We start from the raw sequence: 15,764 nt of genomic DNA, 5'->3' as shown, positions 1-15,764 counted from the left end.
GTCTTTTTCCGTTCTTTGGGCGGCGCTTCTGCACCTAGGCGATCAGGCCAGCATACCGCAATGCGGCATCAATGGCTTCTGCCGTTCTGTCCTCAACGCCGAGCAGTGGCAAACGTACCGCATCATTCATCCGGCCGATCTTCTTCAATGCATATTTAGTGCCACTGACGCCGGGTTCAAGAAACAGCGCCTTGTGCAACGGCATAAGCTGATCCTGATAGGAAAGCGCGGTTTTGAAATCGCCCCTGAGAAGCGCCGACTGGAACTCGGAACAGAGCTTCGGCGCCACATTGGCGGTGACAGAAATGCAGCCAACGCCGCCATGCGCAACAAAGCCGAGCGCCGTCGCATCCTCACCCGAAATCTGGATAAAATCCTCTCCGCAAGAAATCCGCTGTTCAGAAACACGCTCGATCTTGCCCGTTGCATCCTTCACGCCGACAATGTTGGCGTGCACCCTGGCAAGTTGCCCCATCGTCTCCGGCAACATATCGATAACCGAGCGCGGCGGAATATTGTAGATAATGATCGGCAGCGCAGTGGCTTCAGCAATCGCAGAGAAGTGGGCGTAAAGCCCCTTCTGGGTCGGCTTGTTGTAATAAGGGGTCACCACCAGAACCGCATCCGCGCCGGCAGTTTCGGCATGTTGCGCGAGTTCGACCGCCTCACGGGTGTTGTTCGAGCCTGCACCGGCAATGACGGGAACACGCTTGGCCGCAGCCTCAACGCAAAGATCAACAATGCGGCGATGCTCGTCATGGCTCAGCGTCGGCGATTCGCCAGTGGTCCCGACCGGAACAACCCCATGGCTGCCCGCCTCGATCATCCAGTTAACGTGATCGACAAACCCCGCCTCGTCCAACGCACCATTCGGTGTGAAAGGGGTGACAAGGGCGGGCATGGACCCCTTGAACATGCAGTTTCTCCTGGCAGCCTTCTTTTTAAAGCCGCATTCCTGTTTCAAAATCGAGCGCACCATAATGCCGGACATGGGGCACTGCAAGCATTGCGTTCGGGAATGGTGGGTCTTCAGCCTGCCTTGAAATTCGTCAGAGTTAAGCCGATTTTAACTGTGAAGACCGAAGATATCAGGTGCTGTTGAATTCGACCCCCGGGACGCTCGAATGAAGAAAACCCTGTTGATGCTTTCGCTCGCCACTTCCGTGGCCGTGACAAACTTCGCGGTTGCCACCGCGCAGGAGTTTCCCTCCGTCGCACCAATTCCCTATGCAAGGCCTGATCGCGCTCCAAGCGCCCCTCCCTGGAGGTGACCGGCGCCATCAATCAGCCGGTGGCAAACCCGGCATCGAGCTCGGTCCTGAAACATGGGCTGGATGCGCTCAAAGGAAGCGACGTTTCTACAGCGCTTCGGGACCGGAACCGTCTTCCTGAAGGCTCGCTCGATCACCAGATCATGAGCTGGGCCATAGCGCTTTCCGGCGACAAGGGCGTCCCCTCCTCTGAAATCGCCGAAGCTCAGCAGGAGCTGCGCGGCTGGCCGGGCCTGTCGTCACTGAGGGCGAACTCCGAACGCGCCTATGCCGACGAAAATCCAGCACCCGGCGCTGTTGTAGCGGCATTTGGGAACACACTGCCTGTCACCTCCGAGGGCACGCTGTTGCTCGGCAAATCGCTGCTTGCGACCGGCCAACGAAAAAAGGCGCACGATATCGCTGCCCGCGCGTGGACCGGATGGGCGCTCGATACAGCGACCGAAAACCAGTTCCTGAATGCCTTCGGCTCGATCTTCACGCAGGAGGATCACAAACAGCGCATGGTCTATCTGCTCTACCGCGACCGCGCGACGCAGGCAAAGCGCTTTTCCCAACTCGGCAATGCCCAGTCATACTATAACGCCTGGGCCGCCGTCATCCGACGGCAGTCCAATACCGACAGCCTGATCAACGCCGTGCATTCTTCTTGGCGCAGCGATCCGGGCTTTCTCTATATCCAGATCCGTAACGCCCGACAGAAAGACCGTTTCGACACGGCAGCAGCGCTCTTGAAGAAGACGCCACGCAATCAGGCCGCTCTGGTCAATCCCGACCAGTGGTGGGATGAAAGCCGTATCGTCGGCCGCCATTTCTATGAGGAAGGCAATCCGCGCCAAGCCTATCAGCTCGTGTCCACCGCCATGCCCGACGGCCGGCTGGACCGGTTGGATGCCGCGTTCCACTCTGGCTGGATCGCATTGCGCGGCCTCAATGACGGTCGCACGGCCTCCGGCCACTTCGCCGATATCGTGAAGATTTCGCCGACTCCGATCTCGTCTTCGCGTTCGTATTACTGGCAGGGCCGTGCTGCAGAGGCCGGAGGGCCCGGCAATGCGCGTGATTTCTACCGCAGAGCCGGTCAGTTCCCCACCACATTTTACGGTCAGCTTGCCCTGCAAAAACTTGGCCAGACCCAGTTCAATGTCAACTATCCGAGCCCGACCCCCGCTGATCGCGCCAATTTCCAGAAGAACCCAGCCGTTCAGGCTATCAACAGGCTGCAGTCGGTTGGTCATGGCTGGCGCGCGGACAGGCTATACCTTGCACTGGCAGACGAACTGACAAGCCCCGGCGAGCTTGCCATCCTCGCCTATCAGGCCGAACAGGATCGCACCCACTCGCTTTCGCTGCAGATTGGAAAGATCGCCTATGGACGCGGGATCGACGTCGCAGCCCTTGCCTTCCCGATCGGCGTGATCCCGACCGACGCCAATATCTCCGGTTCGGGTATGGCTCTCGCCTATGCAATCGCGCGGCAGGAAAGCGCCTTCAACCCCGGCGCCGTCTCACCAGCCGATGCCCGCGGCCTTCTGCAGCTTCTGCCGACAACGGCACAGCGCGTGGCAAGTCGTCATGGCCTCTCCTATTCCGCAAGCCGCCTCACGACCGATCCGGCCTATAACGCGACGCTCGGCGCCCATTATCTTGGCGAACAGATCGACCGGTTCGGCGGCTCCTATATCCTGACCTTCGTCGCCTATAATGCCGGCCCCGCCCGCGTGCCTCAATGGATTGAACGTTTCGGCGATCCGCGCGGCAAAAACCTCGATTTCGTGATCGACTGGATCGAGTCGATCCCCTATCCGGAGACGCGCAACTACGTCCAGCGTATCATGGAAAACTACGAAATCTACAAGGCCCGCCTCGGCCAGCCGACCGATATCGCCCGCGATCTGATTTACGGACGGGCGTGAGGGCACAAAAAAAGCCGGAGGCGACGCCTCCGGCTTTTTAAATTCAGACGACCGGTGAGAAATTAACGCGTCAGCCGCTTGTACGACACCCGGCTCGGGTTGACGCTTTCCGGGCCGAGGCGCCGGATCTTGTCGGCTTCATAGTCCTCGAAGTTACCCTCGAACCACTCCACGTGGCTGTCGCCTTCGAAGGCGAGAATATGGGTTGCCAGACGGTCGAGGAACATGCGGTCATGGCTGATGATCACGGCGCAGCCGGCGAAGGCTTCCAGCGCGTCTTCCAGCGCACCCAGCGTCTCGGTGTCAAGATCGTTGGTCGGTTCGTCAAGCAGCAGAACGTTGCTGCCGGACTTCAGCATCTTGGCCAGATGAACGCGGTTGCGCTGGCCGCCGGACAGGTTTCCGACCTTCTGCTGCTGGTCGCCGCCCTTGAAGTTGAAGGCGCCGCAATAGGCACGCGAATTCATCTCGAACTTGCCGAGCTTGAGGATGTCATTGCCATCGGAAATCTCTTCCCAGACATTCTTGTCGCCATGCAGCGAATCGCGGCTCTGGTCGACATAGCCGAGATCGACGGTGTCACCGATTCGGATATCGCCGGCGTCAGGCGTCTCCTGACCGGTAATCAGCTTGAACAGCGTCGATTTACCTGCGCCGTTCGGCCCGATGACGCCGACAATGCCGCCGGGCGGCAGCTTGAAGGTCAGGTCTTCGAACAAAACGCGGCCGTCGAATGACTTAGACAGGTTTTCGGCCTCGATCACGACATTGCCGAGACGCTCGCCAACCGGAATGACGATCTGCGCATCACTGGGACGGCGGTTTTCGGCGGCATCCACCAGTTTGTCATAGGCGCGGATACGGGCCTTGGACTTGGCCTGACGGGCCTTCGGACTGGAGGCAATCCATTCCTGTTCGCGCGACAGCGCTTTCTGGCGGCTGCCGTCTTCGCGGGCCTCCTGGGCCATGCGCTTGGCCTTGGCCTGCAGATAGGCCGAGTAATTGCCTTCGTAGGGAATGCCGCGGCCCCGGTCGAGCTCGAGGATCCAGCCCGTCACATTGTCGAGGAAGTAGCGGTCATGGGTGACCATCAGGATGGCGCCCGGATATTCGCGCAGATGCTTTTCGAGCCAACCGATGGTTTCCGCATCGAGATGGTTGGTCGGCTCGTCGAGCAGCAGCAGGTCTGGCTGGCGCAGCAGAAGCTGGCACAGCGCCACGCGGCGGCGCTCACCGCCGGACAGGGTGTCGACGCCCGAGTCGCCCGGCGGGCAGCGCAGCGCGTCCATCGCCATCTCGACCTGGTTTTCCAGATCCCAGAGGTTCTGCGCGTCGATCTCGTCCTGCAGCCGGGCGCCCTCATCCGCCGTTTCGTCGGAATAGTTCATCATCAATTCGTTGTAGCGGTCGACGATCGCCTTCTTGTGGGCGACGCCTTCCATCACGTTTTCGAACACGGTCTTCTCGGAATCGAGCTTCGGTTCCTGCGCCAGGTAACCAAGTGTGGCGCCATCGGCGAGCCAGGCATCGCCGGTCCACTCCTTGTCGAGACCGGCCATGATCTTCAGCACCGTCGACTTACCTGCGCCGTTCGGACCGAGAATGCCGATCTTGGCATCCGGATAGAACGACAGATGTACGTCCTCGAGAACCTTCTTGTTGCCGTAAGCCTTGTTGAGGCCTGCCATGTGATAAATGAACTGACGTGCCATATGCCGAATAATCCTGATTTGAAATGCTTGTCGTGTCTTGGCCGCTATTTAGGCGAAACACAGCACTTTCACAATGCACCCGCCGATAATTGACGGTTCTCGTCCCTGCCTTGAGAGGGTCGCGATCACGCCAAAGATTGAACAATCGCCGCCGCCATACGTTTTGCTGACAGTCGAAAATCAGAAAACAAGAAGAGGAAAGGACGCAACCATGGTACATAAAAAAGCAGCCTTCTTCGGCACACCAGTGGAAAACACCGAAGCGTGGAAGGAAAGCGCCCGCAAGGAAGACGCCATAGCCACCGAACTGGCCGCTTCCGGTCTTGTGGACGCAACCGAAGTGCAGGTCGCTGTGGACGGCGACGAAGCCCGGCTGATGGGCGATGTCTACCTCCGCGAAGAGATTACCACCGCTGGCAATATTGCGCTCGGCGTAGAAGGCATCAACCGCGTGCGCAACGCCGTAAAGCCGCGTGAACGCTTGATCCAGAGCAAGGGTAAGGAAGCAGATGCCCGCGCCCAGACGCGCACGCTCTGACCGCTCTCAGTCGATCCCTGCGGGGTCGACGATACCGCCCCCGCAGCCAAACGAGGTGCTGCCTGCCGACTGGATAAGTGCGGTAAGCGGACTGTCGCGCTGATAGTGGGCGCCGAGGCCGATCGTCAGTTCGGTAATAAGATTTCTGCCATCGTCCTCCCGCCGACACTTCATTTTCACACGACCGGACGCCCCCCTTCCGAACGCATCGTCAAAAGCGGCAGCAATGTCATCTGCAGAAAGATAACCACCGATATTTTCGGCAAACAAATCGGCGACGACGGAGCGGTTCAGATCCTGCATCAGCGAAACAGAGCGGACATAATAAATCTCCGCAGTCATGGTACTGCAGGTGCCGTGTTTGATCCATTCATGGCGATGAAGCCCCGACTGCGTGCCGGGCATCACCTCTTTGAGCGCAGCGCGGGTGTCGGGATCAAGGTCAAGAGCGGGAAGCTCCAGCCAGTCTCCTGCTTTGTCCATCGCGCGCAGCCTGCCACCCACACCGCAATAATTATCGACCATGGGCCACAATCCATGCAGCGAAAAGCGGCTGGCGTCGAGGCGGTCTTCTGTCTGGCGGCGGCATTCGGGTTTTTCCGGGCGTCCCTCGCAGAAGGCCGGCTGCCAGCTGACCGCCAGCAATGCTTCAGTCCTGCCCGCAAGCGCCGGTGTCGCCGAAACGCCGACGATCAGAAAAGCAAGCACCATAATTGCACGCTTCCAGACGCGTACCGACGCCACAGGCTTCCCCAATATGCCCTCCCAACACAAACGGCCTCCGCGAGATCTTCGCCGGAGGCCGCCTGATCATATCAAACGCCTGCAATCAGTCGAGGGCGGCCACGACCGTGAACTCAACCAGGATTTCCGGCTTGGCGAGCTCAGCCTGGCTGGTGGCGCGCGCCGGCGGATTAGCGGGATCGACCCAGTCCTTCCAGACGGCGTTCATTTCGGCAAAATCACACATATCCTTCAGATAAATCAGGGTCTGCAAAAGCTTCGACTTGTCACTGCCGGCAGCAGCCAGAAGCGCATCGACCTTGGCTAGGCAATCCTTGGCCTGCTCGGTCACGGTTGCTCCCGCTCCGGTCTGGCCGGAAAGGTAGACGGTGTTGCCATGGACGACGGCACCGGTCATTAGCGGTCCAACTTCAATACGTTTTACAGTCATTTACTGGTTCTTTCTAATCTTCTTCATCAAAACAATCTCAACCCCGGAGGCGCTTTGCCTCTTCATAGATCCGGGTTGAACGGGCACCAGAACGACAATAGCCAAGCACCGGCTTTTCGAGATCGTCCAGCGCATCAACCATGCCGGTCACGGCATCCGGTGTCAGCCCCATGCCGCCAACAGGCACATGGGCAACATAAAGGCCTTGCTTTTCAGCGGCAGCAGCAATTTCGGCAAAGGCAGGCTGACCGGCCTCTTCATCGTCGGGCCGATGGCAGACGATGGACTTGAAGCCCTGTGCCTTGATGTCGGCGATGTCTTCCGGCATGATCTGTTCGCTCACGGCATAAAAATCATCGATAGGTCGGATGTTCATTCCGGTTCTCCTTGCGCTTTGGCAGGAAAGTAAGCGAGCAGTCCGACAATGCAAGGGCCGTGACGCTCATGAAAAATGGATACGCAATCTGAATTGCCGCGATTGTCCTGGCGCAAGCAGTGTCAGCTCACCGTCTTCGGCAAGCTTTCTGCGGCTCGTCCAGCGGTGCGAGGCCGGTTCAATGCCGACGATATGGGCTGGTGCTTCCTGATTTCGCCAGATCTGAAGAAACGGCAGCGTTGCCGTATCGATCTCGAGATTGAACGAAAGCCCGCCGAGCGCTTCGAAAGGGCCGAAACGTATTCCCGACCAGCCGTCGTCGCCGGCAATGGCGGGCACACAGAAAATTCCATGCTCACCCTCACCGAAACGCCAGGGCAGCGCTTTCTCAGGTAATGACTCGCTTGTGAGTTGCACGCCGTCATCGAGATGTTTCGCGCCGAAATTGATATGATACATCATCATCGCCGGCAGCGGCATTTCCGATTTGTTGATCACGGTGTCAGTCAGTTCAAGTACACCGGTTCCACCATCCAGCATCCACACACGCGCAATCAGCATGTCGCCGCCATTGGCCGTTTTGACAGGGATATGGCAGACGCATTCCGCTCCTGAATCGCTCACCTCGAGCGATTTCACCACCGCAGCATTGCCGGACGCAGAGCCATGCAGCGGAAAAAAACGGCTTTCCTCGCCCTCGATCGGCTCCGGGTGACGGATGTGATCGGGCCCGCAAGTGAACAGAAATCCTTCAAGCGAATGGTCGATCCGGGCATCGCCGTCGTCGGGGATCGCGCGTTTCGGCGCAATGTCCACACCGGCGACAACGCAGCCGGCAATATCCATGACCGAGGTCGGATCAAGAAAAATACGTGGGCCATTGCTGGCGGCAAATTCGATCATCTTTTTAACCAAGTCTGCTGGTAGCGGAAACAAGCACGTTCAGAGAACGTTCATTCCATGAGAGCGAAAATTAACAAGTCCGAGGCTAGGCGAAAGGTCTCGCCAAAGACAGCGGCAATGCGTTGAAACCATGAAAAAAGCGACCTTTTACACCATTCTGTTTTCGATCACCCCGGCCCTGACGCCGCTGTCTGGTGCAGTTTGGGCGCATGAACCACTCTACAAGAATGGCCAGCAGATCTTTCTGGTCGCGCCCGATGGACGTCAGCTCGATTATATTCCCGAATATGGCAGCGTGGTGATGGGCACGGACGCCGATGGGCGCCAGATCCTCCTCGACAGCAACAACAACCTGGTGGCAACGGAGATGTCGGCGCGGGAATACGGCCAATACCGCGATGGCGGGTATCCAAGGCCGCCCAATAGCGGCTGGGGCAGCAATGACCGGCAGCAGAATGGCCGTGTTTTTTCCACCCCGCCGAACCGGCCCGGCCCGCAACGCTGGAATGAAGGCCCGCTCGGCCGTGACAGCTTTCCGCAGGCACCCGAAATTCCGGCGCCAGCCACCCCAGATACCAGCAGAACCCCGAAAACCGCGCAATCCAGCGCAAAGCCGGATATGAATGTCGTGGCCCTTCAGGTATTTCTGGACCGCAACGGCACATCACCCGGCGTTATCGACGGCCTGATGGGCGAAAATGTTCGCAAAGCGCTCAACGCCTATGCCGAAAAGAGCGGACACACCATTGAACCGAACGCGGAGCGCGAGGCCATTTTACAATCGCTCTCTCTTGAGGGCGGCCTGCCGGTGAAGACCTACACCATCACCGCAGAAGATGCTGCGGGCCCCTTCGTCGCAGCCATTCCCTCCGACTATGGCGAGAAGGCCCAGCTTGCGGCGATGTCATACACCTCGGTTTCGGAGATGCTCGCGGAAAAATTCCACATGGACGAGGGTTTTCTGAAGACGCTCAATCCGGATGCTGACTTTACCCGGCCGGGAACGATCATCAAGGTGGTCAATCCCGGGGCAAAGCAAAAGGGGACCGTCAGCCGGATCATCGCCGACAAGGGACGCAAACAGCTTTTTGCCTATGACGCGGCGGGAACGCTCGTCGCGGCCTATCCTGCAACAATCGGCTCTGCGGACACCCCCTCACCTTCCGGTACGGTTACGGTCGAGCGGATCGCGCTTGATCCGAACTACACCTACAACCCGCAAAAGAACTTCAAGCAGGGCAATAATGACCAGGTGCTCACCATCAATCCTGGGCCCAACGGACCTGTGGGCAATGTCTGGATCGCGCTTTCGAAGCCAAGCTACGGCATTCACGGTACGCCCGATCCAGATAGAATTGGCAAGACCTCCAGTCATGGCTGTGTGCGGCTCACAAACTGGGACGCTCAGGAACTTGCAGGCATGGTGAGCCCTGGTGTCACCGTCGAGTTCGTTGATTGAACGGCGTACCGGGGACCGAGGATTCATCAAATATGGGTTTTCGGATATGACAGATCGCAAAAACCGGTTTCACACGTCTTCGCAAATGCAAAATACTCAGCTATGCTCATACGATGATTTAATGCATTCGAAACATTTATTGTCTTTAGGGCTGCCGCTTATGCGTCAGCCCAACATTTCAGCGGTCTCATCTCGATATGAACGATATTACGTCATTCGAAATCATAGGTATGTTTTCCGAAATCGCGGCATCGGTCTCCCGCAATAGCCTCTGGCTCAGCCGTCTCGACTCTATCGCCGGTGACGGTGACCACGGAGAGGTCATGGCGGCAACCTTCATGGCTATGGAGCATCAGCTTGCCGCACTTGACCCTCATCCGTGACACCCGCAAGGGTGTTCGATATGGCGGCAGAAACCTTTCTGATGACCGACTCGGCCTCTGCAAAGCTTTATGCTTCCGCCTTCCGGCGCGCTGGCAGCCGCCTTCCCGGCCGCAATGTCATCACAGTGGACGAATTCCACCTTGCTTTCCAGGCGATGGCAAGTGGCATCATCGACCATGGGCAGGTGAATGCACCGCACAAAAACATGGTCGATGCGTGGCAGCCGGCATTGGTGGCCTATGATGCTGCGCGCAACGACGGAGGCGATCTTGGGCACTGCCTGACCGCGGCGGCAGACGCTGCACTTGCCGGTGCAGAGCCCGATCCGGACAGCACACAGAGCGATACCCTGCCCTTCGCCCATCCCGACAAGGTGATGGATCCCGGCTGCGCTTCCGCGGTGCTGATCATGCGGTCTATGCGTTACGCCCTGCAGGAATAGAGGGCGGCGGCCTTTTCTCGCACGCGGCGCTGCCCTACATCATGGCCATTCATTGCCGTGACGGGATATCATGCCGAACAAGACACCTGCCATCTACTGGATCCGCAAGGACCTGCGCATCGCAGACAATCGCGCCCTTTCAGCCGCCGCTGAAAACGGACGTCCGGTCATCCCGCTGTTCATCCGGGAAAATGACACGGCTGGTGCGCTCGGTGGCGCTCAATGCTGGTGGCTGGAACGTTCGCTTGCCCACCTTGCGAAGGCTTATGAAAATATCGGTTCACGGCTTTTACTTCGAAGCGGAAAGCCTCAGGGCATCCTGTCCACGCTGATCGCGGAGACCGGTGCCAGCGCCGTTTACTGGAACCGACGCTATGATCCCGAAGGCATCGCGACGGATACGGCACTGAAGCGGGCGCTTCAGGATGACGCGATCGACGTTCACAGCTTTGCCGGGATGCTCCTCCACGAGCCCTCGAAATTCCGAACCAAGTCCGGCGGCCCCTACAAAGTCTATACGCCCTTCTGGAAGGCGTTTTCGGAAGAAACCCATGTCCCCGACCCGCTTGATGCACCCGAAACGCTGACGCAGCCTGCAAAAATGCCGGCATCCGAGCGGCTTGAAGACTGGAAGCTATACATCGGGGAACCGGACTGGGCCAAAGGATTCGAGGACATCTGGACACCCGGCGAGGAGGCAGCGACCGAAAGGCTCGACAGGTTCATCGAGAAGATAGCCGCACAATACGCCTCGTCGCGCGACCGGCCTGATATCGAGGCGACCTCCGGCCTTTCGCCACACATCGCGCTCGGGGAAATTTCGCCGGCAACAATCTGGCACCGAACCGAAAGGGCCAAAAGTCTCTCGGTGAAGAATAGGAAAAAATTCCTGCAGGAACTGGTCTGGCGCGATTTCTGCTATCACCTGCTGTTTCATGCGCCCGGTCTTCGCACGAAAAACTGGAACGACCGCTTCGACGGGTTCGCCTGGCATGACGACGATGAGGCTTTTAAAGCCTGGACGCGCGGCCAAACAGGGTACCCGATTGTCGATGCCGGCATGCGGCAACTCTGGCAGGAAGGCACAGTTCACAACCGGGTGCGGATGATTGTTGCCTCGTTCCTGATCAAGGATCTGATGATCGACTGGCGCAAGGGCGAAGATTGGTTCCGAGACACGCTTGTCGATGCCGATCCGGCCTCCAACCCGGCAAACTGGCAGTGGGTCGCAGGCTCGGGTGCCGACGCCTCGCCATTCTTCCGCATCTTCAATCCGGTGCTCCAGGGTGAGAAATTCGACCCCAGGGGCGACTATGTCCGTCGGCATGTGCCGGAACTTGAAGCGATGCCGACAAAGCACATCCACGCGCCGTTCGATGCACCGGAAAAGGTGCTGGAGGCGGCAGGCGTGAGGCTTGGGGATACCTATCCGATGCCGCTTGTCGACCACAAGGCCGCCCGCAAGCGCGCGCTTGCAGCGTTCGAACAGATCAAGAGCTGAAATGGCTTTGCGCAAATGAGGACAAACGCGCAATCGGATACCTTGCCGAAAACGCGCCAAAGTGTTCATAGCAAGTCAGAAATCAAGGATTTTCGACCATGACGACACCCAATTCGGTTATCGATCTTATCGGCAACACGCCGCTCGTTAAACTCAAGGCGGCTTCCGAGGCAACGGGTTGCGATATCTACGGCAAGGCTGAATTCCTCAACCCCGGCCAGTCGGTGAAGGATCGTGCCGCGCTCTACATCATCCGCGACGCCGAACGGCGCGGGCTGATCGCGCCGGGCGGCACCATCGTCGAAGGCACGGCCGGCAATACCGGCATCGGCCTGACCATGGTCGCCAATGCGCTTGGTTACAGAACCGTGATCGTTATTCCCGAGACCCAGGCCGAGGAAAAGAAGGACGCGCTGCGGCTTCTCGGCGCAAAGCTGGTCGAGGTGCCGGCCAAGCCCTACCGCGACCCGAACAACTATGTAAAACTTTCCGGACGGCTGGCAGAGCAACTGGCAAAGAGCGAGCCGAATGGCGCGATCTGGGCCAACCAGTTCGACAACACCGCCAATCGTGACGCCCATATCAAAACCACGGCGGAAGAAATCTGGCGCGACACCGGCGGCAAGATCGATGGCTTCATCTGCGCTGTCGGCTCGGGTGGCACGCTTGCCGGCACCGCCATGGGCCTGAAGGCGAAGAACAGCGACATCAAGGTCGGGATTGCCGATCCCGAGGGGGCGGCACTGTTTGAATATTACAGCAATGGCGAACTGAAAAGCGAGGGCGGCTCGATCACCGAAGGCATCGGACAGGGCCGCATCACCGCCAATCTCGAAGGTTTTACACCCGATTTCGCCTTCCGCATCGCAGACAGTGAGGCTTTGCCGCTGATATTTAATCTGGTCGCCCGCGAGGGCTTGTGCCTCGGCGGTTCATCGGGCATCAATATAGCTGGCGCCATCCGGCTTGCACGCGAACTCGGCCCCGGCCACACCATCGTCACCGTGCTTTGTGATTATGGAAACCGGTATCAGTCGAAGCTCTACAATCCCTCATTCCTCTCGGAAAAGGGCCTGCCCGTGCCGGAATGGCTGACGGCGAAGACGGAGATCGCCGTACCGTTCGAATAGAAAGTGAACCATGCCTGTTGATGCCCTTTACCGCGAAGACTTCTACCTTGCCGGGTGCGATGCGGTGGTCACAGCGGTGCATGACGATGGCACATTCGAAACGGACCGCACCTGCTTCTACGCGACATCCGGCGGTCAGCCGGGCGATACCGGTATCGCCCGGCGCGCCGATGGGTCATCGCTTTCCCTTGACGTGACCCGTCACGGCGAAGGCAAGGACGTGATCCTGCATGTCCCGGCTGATGGTGAGGCACCGCCTGACGCCGGTGAGGCCGTGACCCTTGAGCTCGACTGGCCGCGCCGGCTGAAGCTGATGCGCATGCACACCGCCTGTCACCTGCTTTCGGTCATCTGTCCCTATCCCATCACCGGTGCTTCCGTCGGAGAAGATGAATCGCGCGTCGATTTCGACATGAGCGAAACCGTCGACAAGCAGGCGGTGAGCGACAAGATGATGCAGCTGGTTACCGAAGGTCATCCAATCTACGTTCAGTGGATCAGTGATGAGGACCTCGCCGCCAATCCCGATATCGTCAAATCAAAGAATGTCCGCCCGCCGACAGGGATGGGCCGGATTTCGCTTGTGTGCATCGGAGAGGACTCGTCGGTCGACAGCCAGCCTTGCGGTGGCACCCATGTGCGCTCGACAGCCGATGTCGGCCAGATCCATATCGGCAAGATCGAGAAAAAGGGCCGTGAGAACCGCCGTTTCCGCATCCGCTTTAGCGCGTGACCCCCATGTATTTTCGAGGAGTATGATCAGTATGAGTGCAGAAAGCCGGTTTGTGGTGTCACCGGAATGGGTGGCTGAGCGTCTGGGAACGCCGGGATTTTCCGTGGTCGACGCATCCTGGTACCTGCCCGCGTACAAGCGCGATGGCAAGAGCGAATATGCGCTGAGCCATATTCCCGGCGCGGTTTTCTTCGATCACGACGAAATCGCCGACACGACAACCGGCCTGCCGCACTCCCTGCCCTCGCCAGCATTCTTCGCCTCCGAAATGGCAAAGCGCGGCATCAGCGAGACGGACACGATCGTGGTCTATGACGGGCCCGGCTTTTTCTCGGCTCCGCGTGTGTGGTGGATGCTGAGGATCATGGGAGCAGGTGATGTCTACGTGCTGAACGGCGGGTTTGATGGCTGGAAGTCCGCAGGCCGGCCGATTGAGGCCGCGACACCGGCGCCGGAACCGACAACATTCATCCCAGATTTCAGACCTGACAGGGTTACGTCCTTCGAAGACATGCGCAAGATCGTTGCCTCAGGCGAGCGTCAGACCGCCGATGCCCGCGGAAAGGGCCGGTTTGAGGCGGCTGAGCCGGAACCCCGCCCCGGCATGCGCTCGGGCCATATGCCGGGTGCCAGAAACCTGCCGGCAACAGCCTTTTCAGAAAATGGACAATTCCGCTCAATTGATGAACTGAAGGCGATACTCTCTGAAGCCGGGCTCGATCTCGAAAAGCCGGTTGTGACAAGCTGCGGCTCCGGCGTAACGGCGGCGATCATCACGCTTGCACTGGAAAGTGTTGGCCACACGGACAACAGCCTTTATGACGGTTCCTGGTCGGAATGGGGCAGCCGCGACGACACCGCTATTGTGACCGGAAAGGCGTGAAGCAAAATGGATAGCCAACAGCAAACACCGATCAGCGTCCACGTCACAGAGCTGGAAATGACGGCACCGCCGAAGGCGCACATCATCGCGCCATCCAATATGCATCTGGCGCTGATGCGTGTTCCGGAAATCCCGCTGCCCTTTTACCGGTTTCTCTATCGTCAGGTCGGCACGCGCTGGGAATGGGTCGACCGGTTGCGCATGAACGACGAAGAACTGGCCGCCAATATTCACAACGAACGCACCACGATCACCGTGTTTTATCTCGAGGGCGCACCGGCTGGCTTTTATGAATATCAACAGCAAGATGGCGGGATCACCGAGCTCGTTCATTTCGGCCTGTTCGAGCGCGCGCTTGGCCTTGGCGTCGGCAAATGGTTTCTGCTGCAGGGTTTGAAAGCAATCTGGGCCGACAAGCCTCAAAAGATCATCACCGCCACCAACAGTCTGGACCATCCGCGCGCGCTGCAGCTCTACCAGCAATTCGGGTTTTCGCCGGTCTCGACCTATGAAAGCAAAATTGTCCCGCTTTCGGACGCCGAACTGCTTGCGTTTGCGCGCAAGCTCTAAGACGCGAATTGAACAGATGAAAACAGCCCGCGGCCGAGTTCCGGTCGCGGGCTGTTGATTTTGTGATTAGTCCTGAGACGACGCTCTGTCTTGATCGGTCTTGCCGGTGTTTTCAATCCTTTCGGCAAGCCCCAGAAGCTCGCCGACGATGGCGCCGGCAGCGCCTGCATCCTGCTCCAGACGGTGGTCGATCACTTCACGCAGATTAAGAAAAGCCGCCTCGATGCTGCGCGGCAGATTATCGCCGCCGCGCGCGCGTTCACGCTTGTGCTGGCGGGCGCCAAGCCGTTCGGCAACCGCCTTCAGTGCCTTGACCGCCAAGGCGGCTTCCGGCGCCTGCGCATCAAGATAGGTCTGTCCTCTGTCCGTGATCGAGTAGGATTTCTTGTTGCCATCGGCTTCGGCCACCACATAACCGCCGTCCTCGAGATAGGAAAGCGTAGGATAGATCACACCGGGACTCGGTGAATAAAAACCGCCACTCAACTCCTCGATTGCCTTGATGATTTCATAGCCATGGCGCGGCTCGTCGGCGATCAGCTGCAGCACAAGAAAGCGCATCCGGCCATGGCCAAGAAATCGGCCCATGCGGCCACCGCCATCCTCGTCGCCAAACCCGCGCCTGCCTCCGCCACCGCGGGCTCCGTGGCTCGGTCCCCGCCCCATGGCGAAGAGCGCCCGCACATCGCAATTGCGTGCATCGTAGCACTTGCCAAAATGGTCATACATGCCAAGACTTCCTTTAGTCATGTTTTCGATATATCGAAATATA

General features: G+C 58.8%; 16 protein-coding genes and 1 pseudogene. 10 read left to right on the top strand and 7 right to left on the bottom strand.

Annotated features, from left to right (window positions below; genetic code table 11):
• Positions 1-34 precede the first annotated feature (34 nt).
• The gene (gene dapA, locus AC0L7L_RS05955) at positions 35-916 is read right to left on the bottom strand and encodes a 4-hydroxy-tetrahydrodipicolinate synthase (protein WP_272210832.1); all 882 of its coding nucleotides are present in this window, start codon (positions 914-916) and stop codon (positions 35-37) included.
• Positions 917-1,124: 208 nt separating this feature from the next.
• On the opposite strand from dapA, the pseudogene AC0L7L_RS05950 reads away from it, so the two are divergent.
• Positions 1,125-3,187, top strand: a pseudogene (locus AC0L7L_RS05950) (lytic transglycosylase domain-containing protein).
• 62 nt (positions 3,188-3,249) lie between these two features.
• Here the strand turns inward: AC0L7L_RS05950 and ettA are convergent.
• Positions 3,250-4,899, bottom strand: a complete 1,650-nt coding sequence (ettA, locus tag AC0L7L_RS05945) for an energy-dependent translational throttle protein EttA (RefSeq protein WP_473512699.1) — start codon at positions 4,897-4,899, stop codon at positions 3,250-3,252.
• Between the two features lie 211 nt (positions 4,900-5,110).
• Here ettA and AC0L7L_RS05940 point away from each other — a divergent pair, with 211 nt between their 5' ends.
• Complete coding sequence (locus AC0L7L_RS05940; RefSeq protein ID WP_473512696.1) at positions 5,111-5,437, top strand: BON domain-containing protein; 327 nt, start codon at positions 5,111-5,113, stop codon at positions 5,435-5,437.
• A 6-nt stretch (positions 5,438-5,443) separates the two neighbouring features.
• Here the strand turns inward: AC0L7L_RS05940 and AC0L7L_RS05935 are convergent, their stop codons facing one another.
• The 4 genes from AC0L7L_RS05935 to AC0L7L_RS05920 form a co-directional block, all read right to left on the bottom strand.
• Positions 5,444-6,148 (bottom strand): ribonuclease T2 family protein, encoded by a 705-nt coding sequence (locus AC0L7L_RS05935; RefSeq protein ID WP_473512694.1) that lies wholly within the window; start codon positions 6,146-6,148, stop codon positions 5,444-5,446.
• 118 nt (positions 6,149-6,266) lie between these two features.
• Positions 6,267-6,611 (bottom strand): RidA family protein, encoded by a 345-nt coding sequence (locus AC0L7L_RS05930; protein ID WP_334312890.1) that lies wholly within the window; start codon positions 6,609-6,611, stop codon positions 6,267-6,269.
• A gap of 37 nt (positions 6,612-6,648) precedes the next feature.
• Entirely contained in the window at positions 6,649-6,987 is a 339-nt protein-coding gene (locus AC0L7L_RS05925; protein WP_272210825.1) for a protein tyrosine phosphatase family protein, read from the bottom strand.
• 66 nt (positions 6,988-7,053) lie between these two features.
• Complete coding sequence (locus tag AC0L7L_RS05920) at positions 7,054-7,890, bottom strand: DUF4432 family protein (RefSeq protein ID WP_473512687.1); 837 nt, start codon at positions 7,888-7,890, stop codon at positions 7,054-7,056.
• Positions 7,891-8,020: 130 nt separating this feature from the next.
• Here AC0L7L_RS05920 and AC0L7L_RS05915 point away from each other — a divergent pair, with 130 nt between their 5' ends.
• From AC0L7L_RS05915 to AC0L7L_RS05880, 8 genes are all read left to right on the top strand, one after another.
• Complete coding sequence (locus tag AC0L7L_RS05915) at positions 8,021-9,349, top strand: L,D-transpeptidase (RefSeq protein WP_473512684.1); 1,329 nt, start codon at positions 8,021-8,023, stop codon at positions 9,347-9,349.
• 230 nt (positions 9,350-9,579) lie between these two features.
• Positions 9,580-9,732: a hypothetical protein gene (locus AC0L7L_RS05910; protein ID WP_473512682.1), complete on the top strand. Its 153-nt coding sequence runs from the start codon at positions 9,580-9,582 to the stop codon at positions 9,730-9,732.
• A complete protein-coding gene (locus AC0L7L_RS05905; protein ID WP_473512680.1) occupies positions 9,729-10,175 on the top strand; it encodes a DAK2 domain-containing protein in 447 nt (148 codons plus the stop codon). The genes AC0L7L_RS05910 and AC0L7L_RS05905 overlap by 4 nt, the downstream gene beginning before the upstream one ends.
• 70 nt (positions 10,176-10,245) lie before the next feature.
• A complete protein-coding gene (locus AC0L7L_RS05900) occupies positions 10,246-11,676 on the top strand; it encodes a cryptochrome/photolyase family protein (protein WP_473512678.1) in 1,431 nt (476 codons plus the stop codon).
• A gap of 98 nt (positions 11,677-11,774) precedes the next feature.
• Positions 11,775-12,806: a cysteine synthase A gene (locus tag AC0L7L_RS05895; protein ID WP_473512676.1), complete on the top strand. Its 1,032-nt coding sequence runs from the start codon at positions 11,775-11,777 to the stop codon at positions 12,804-12,806.
• A gap of 10 nt (positions 12,807-12,816) precedes the next feature.
• Positions 12,817-13,539 (top strand): alanyl-tRNA editing protein, encoded by a 723-nt coding sequence (locus AC0L7L_RS05890; protein WP_272210816.1) that lies wholly within the window; start codon positions 12,817-12,819, stop codon positions 13,537-13,539.
• Between the two features lie 31 nt (positions 13,540-13,570).
• Positions 13,571-14,422: a 3-mercaptopyruvate sulfurtransferase gene (gene sseA, locus AC0L7L_RS05885; protein WP_272210815.1), complete on the top strand. Its 852-nt coding sequence runs from the start codon at positions 13,571-13,573 to the stop codon at positions 14,420-14,422.
• A gap of 6 nt (positions 14,423-14,428) precedes the next feature.
• A complete protein-coding gene (locus AC0L7L_RS05880; RefSeq protein WP_272210814.1) occupies positions 14,429-14,992 on the top strand; it encodes a GNAT family N-acetyltransferase in 564 nt (187 codons plus the stop codon).
• 66 nt (positions 14,993-15,058) lie between these two features.
• On the opposite strand, the gene AC0L7L_RS05875 is transcribed toward AC0L7L_RS05880, so the two are convergent.
• Positions 15,059-15,721, bottom strand: a complete 663-nt coding sequence (locus AC0L7L_RS05875) for a PadR family transcriptional regulator (RefSeq protein ID WP_272210813.1) — start codon at positions 15,719-15,721, stop codon at positions 15,059-15,061.
• Between the last annotated feature and the right edge of the window lie 43 nt (positions 15,722-15,764).

It is taken from the genome of Martelella sp. K41-7 (assembly GCF_055808365.1).
This window is presented reverse-complemented; position numbering and strand designations above follow the sequence as displayed.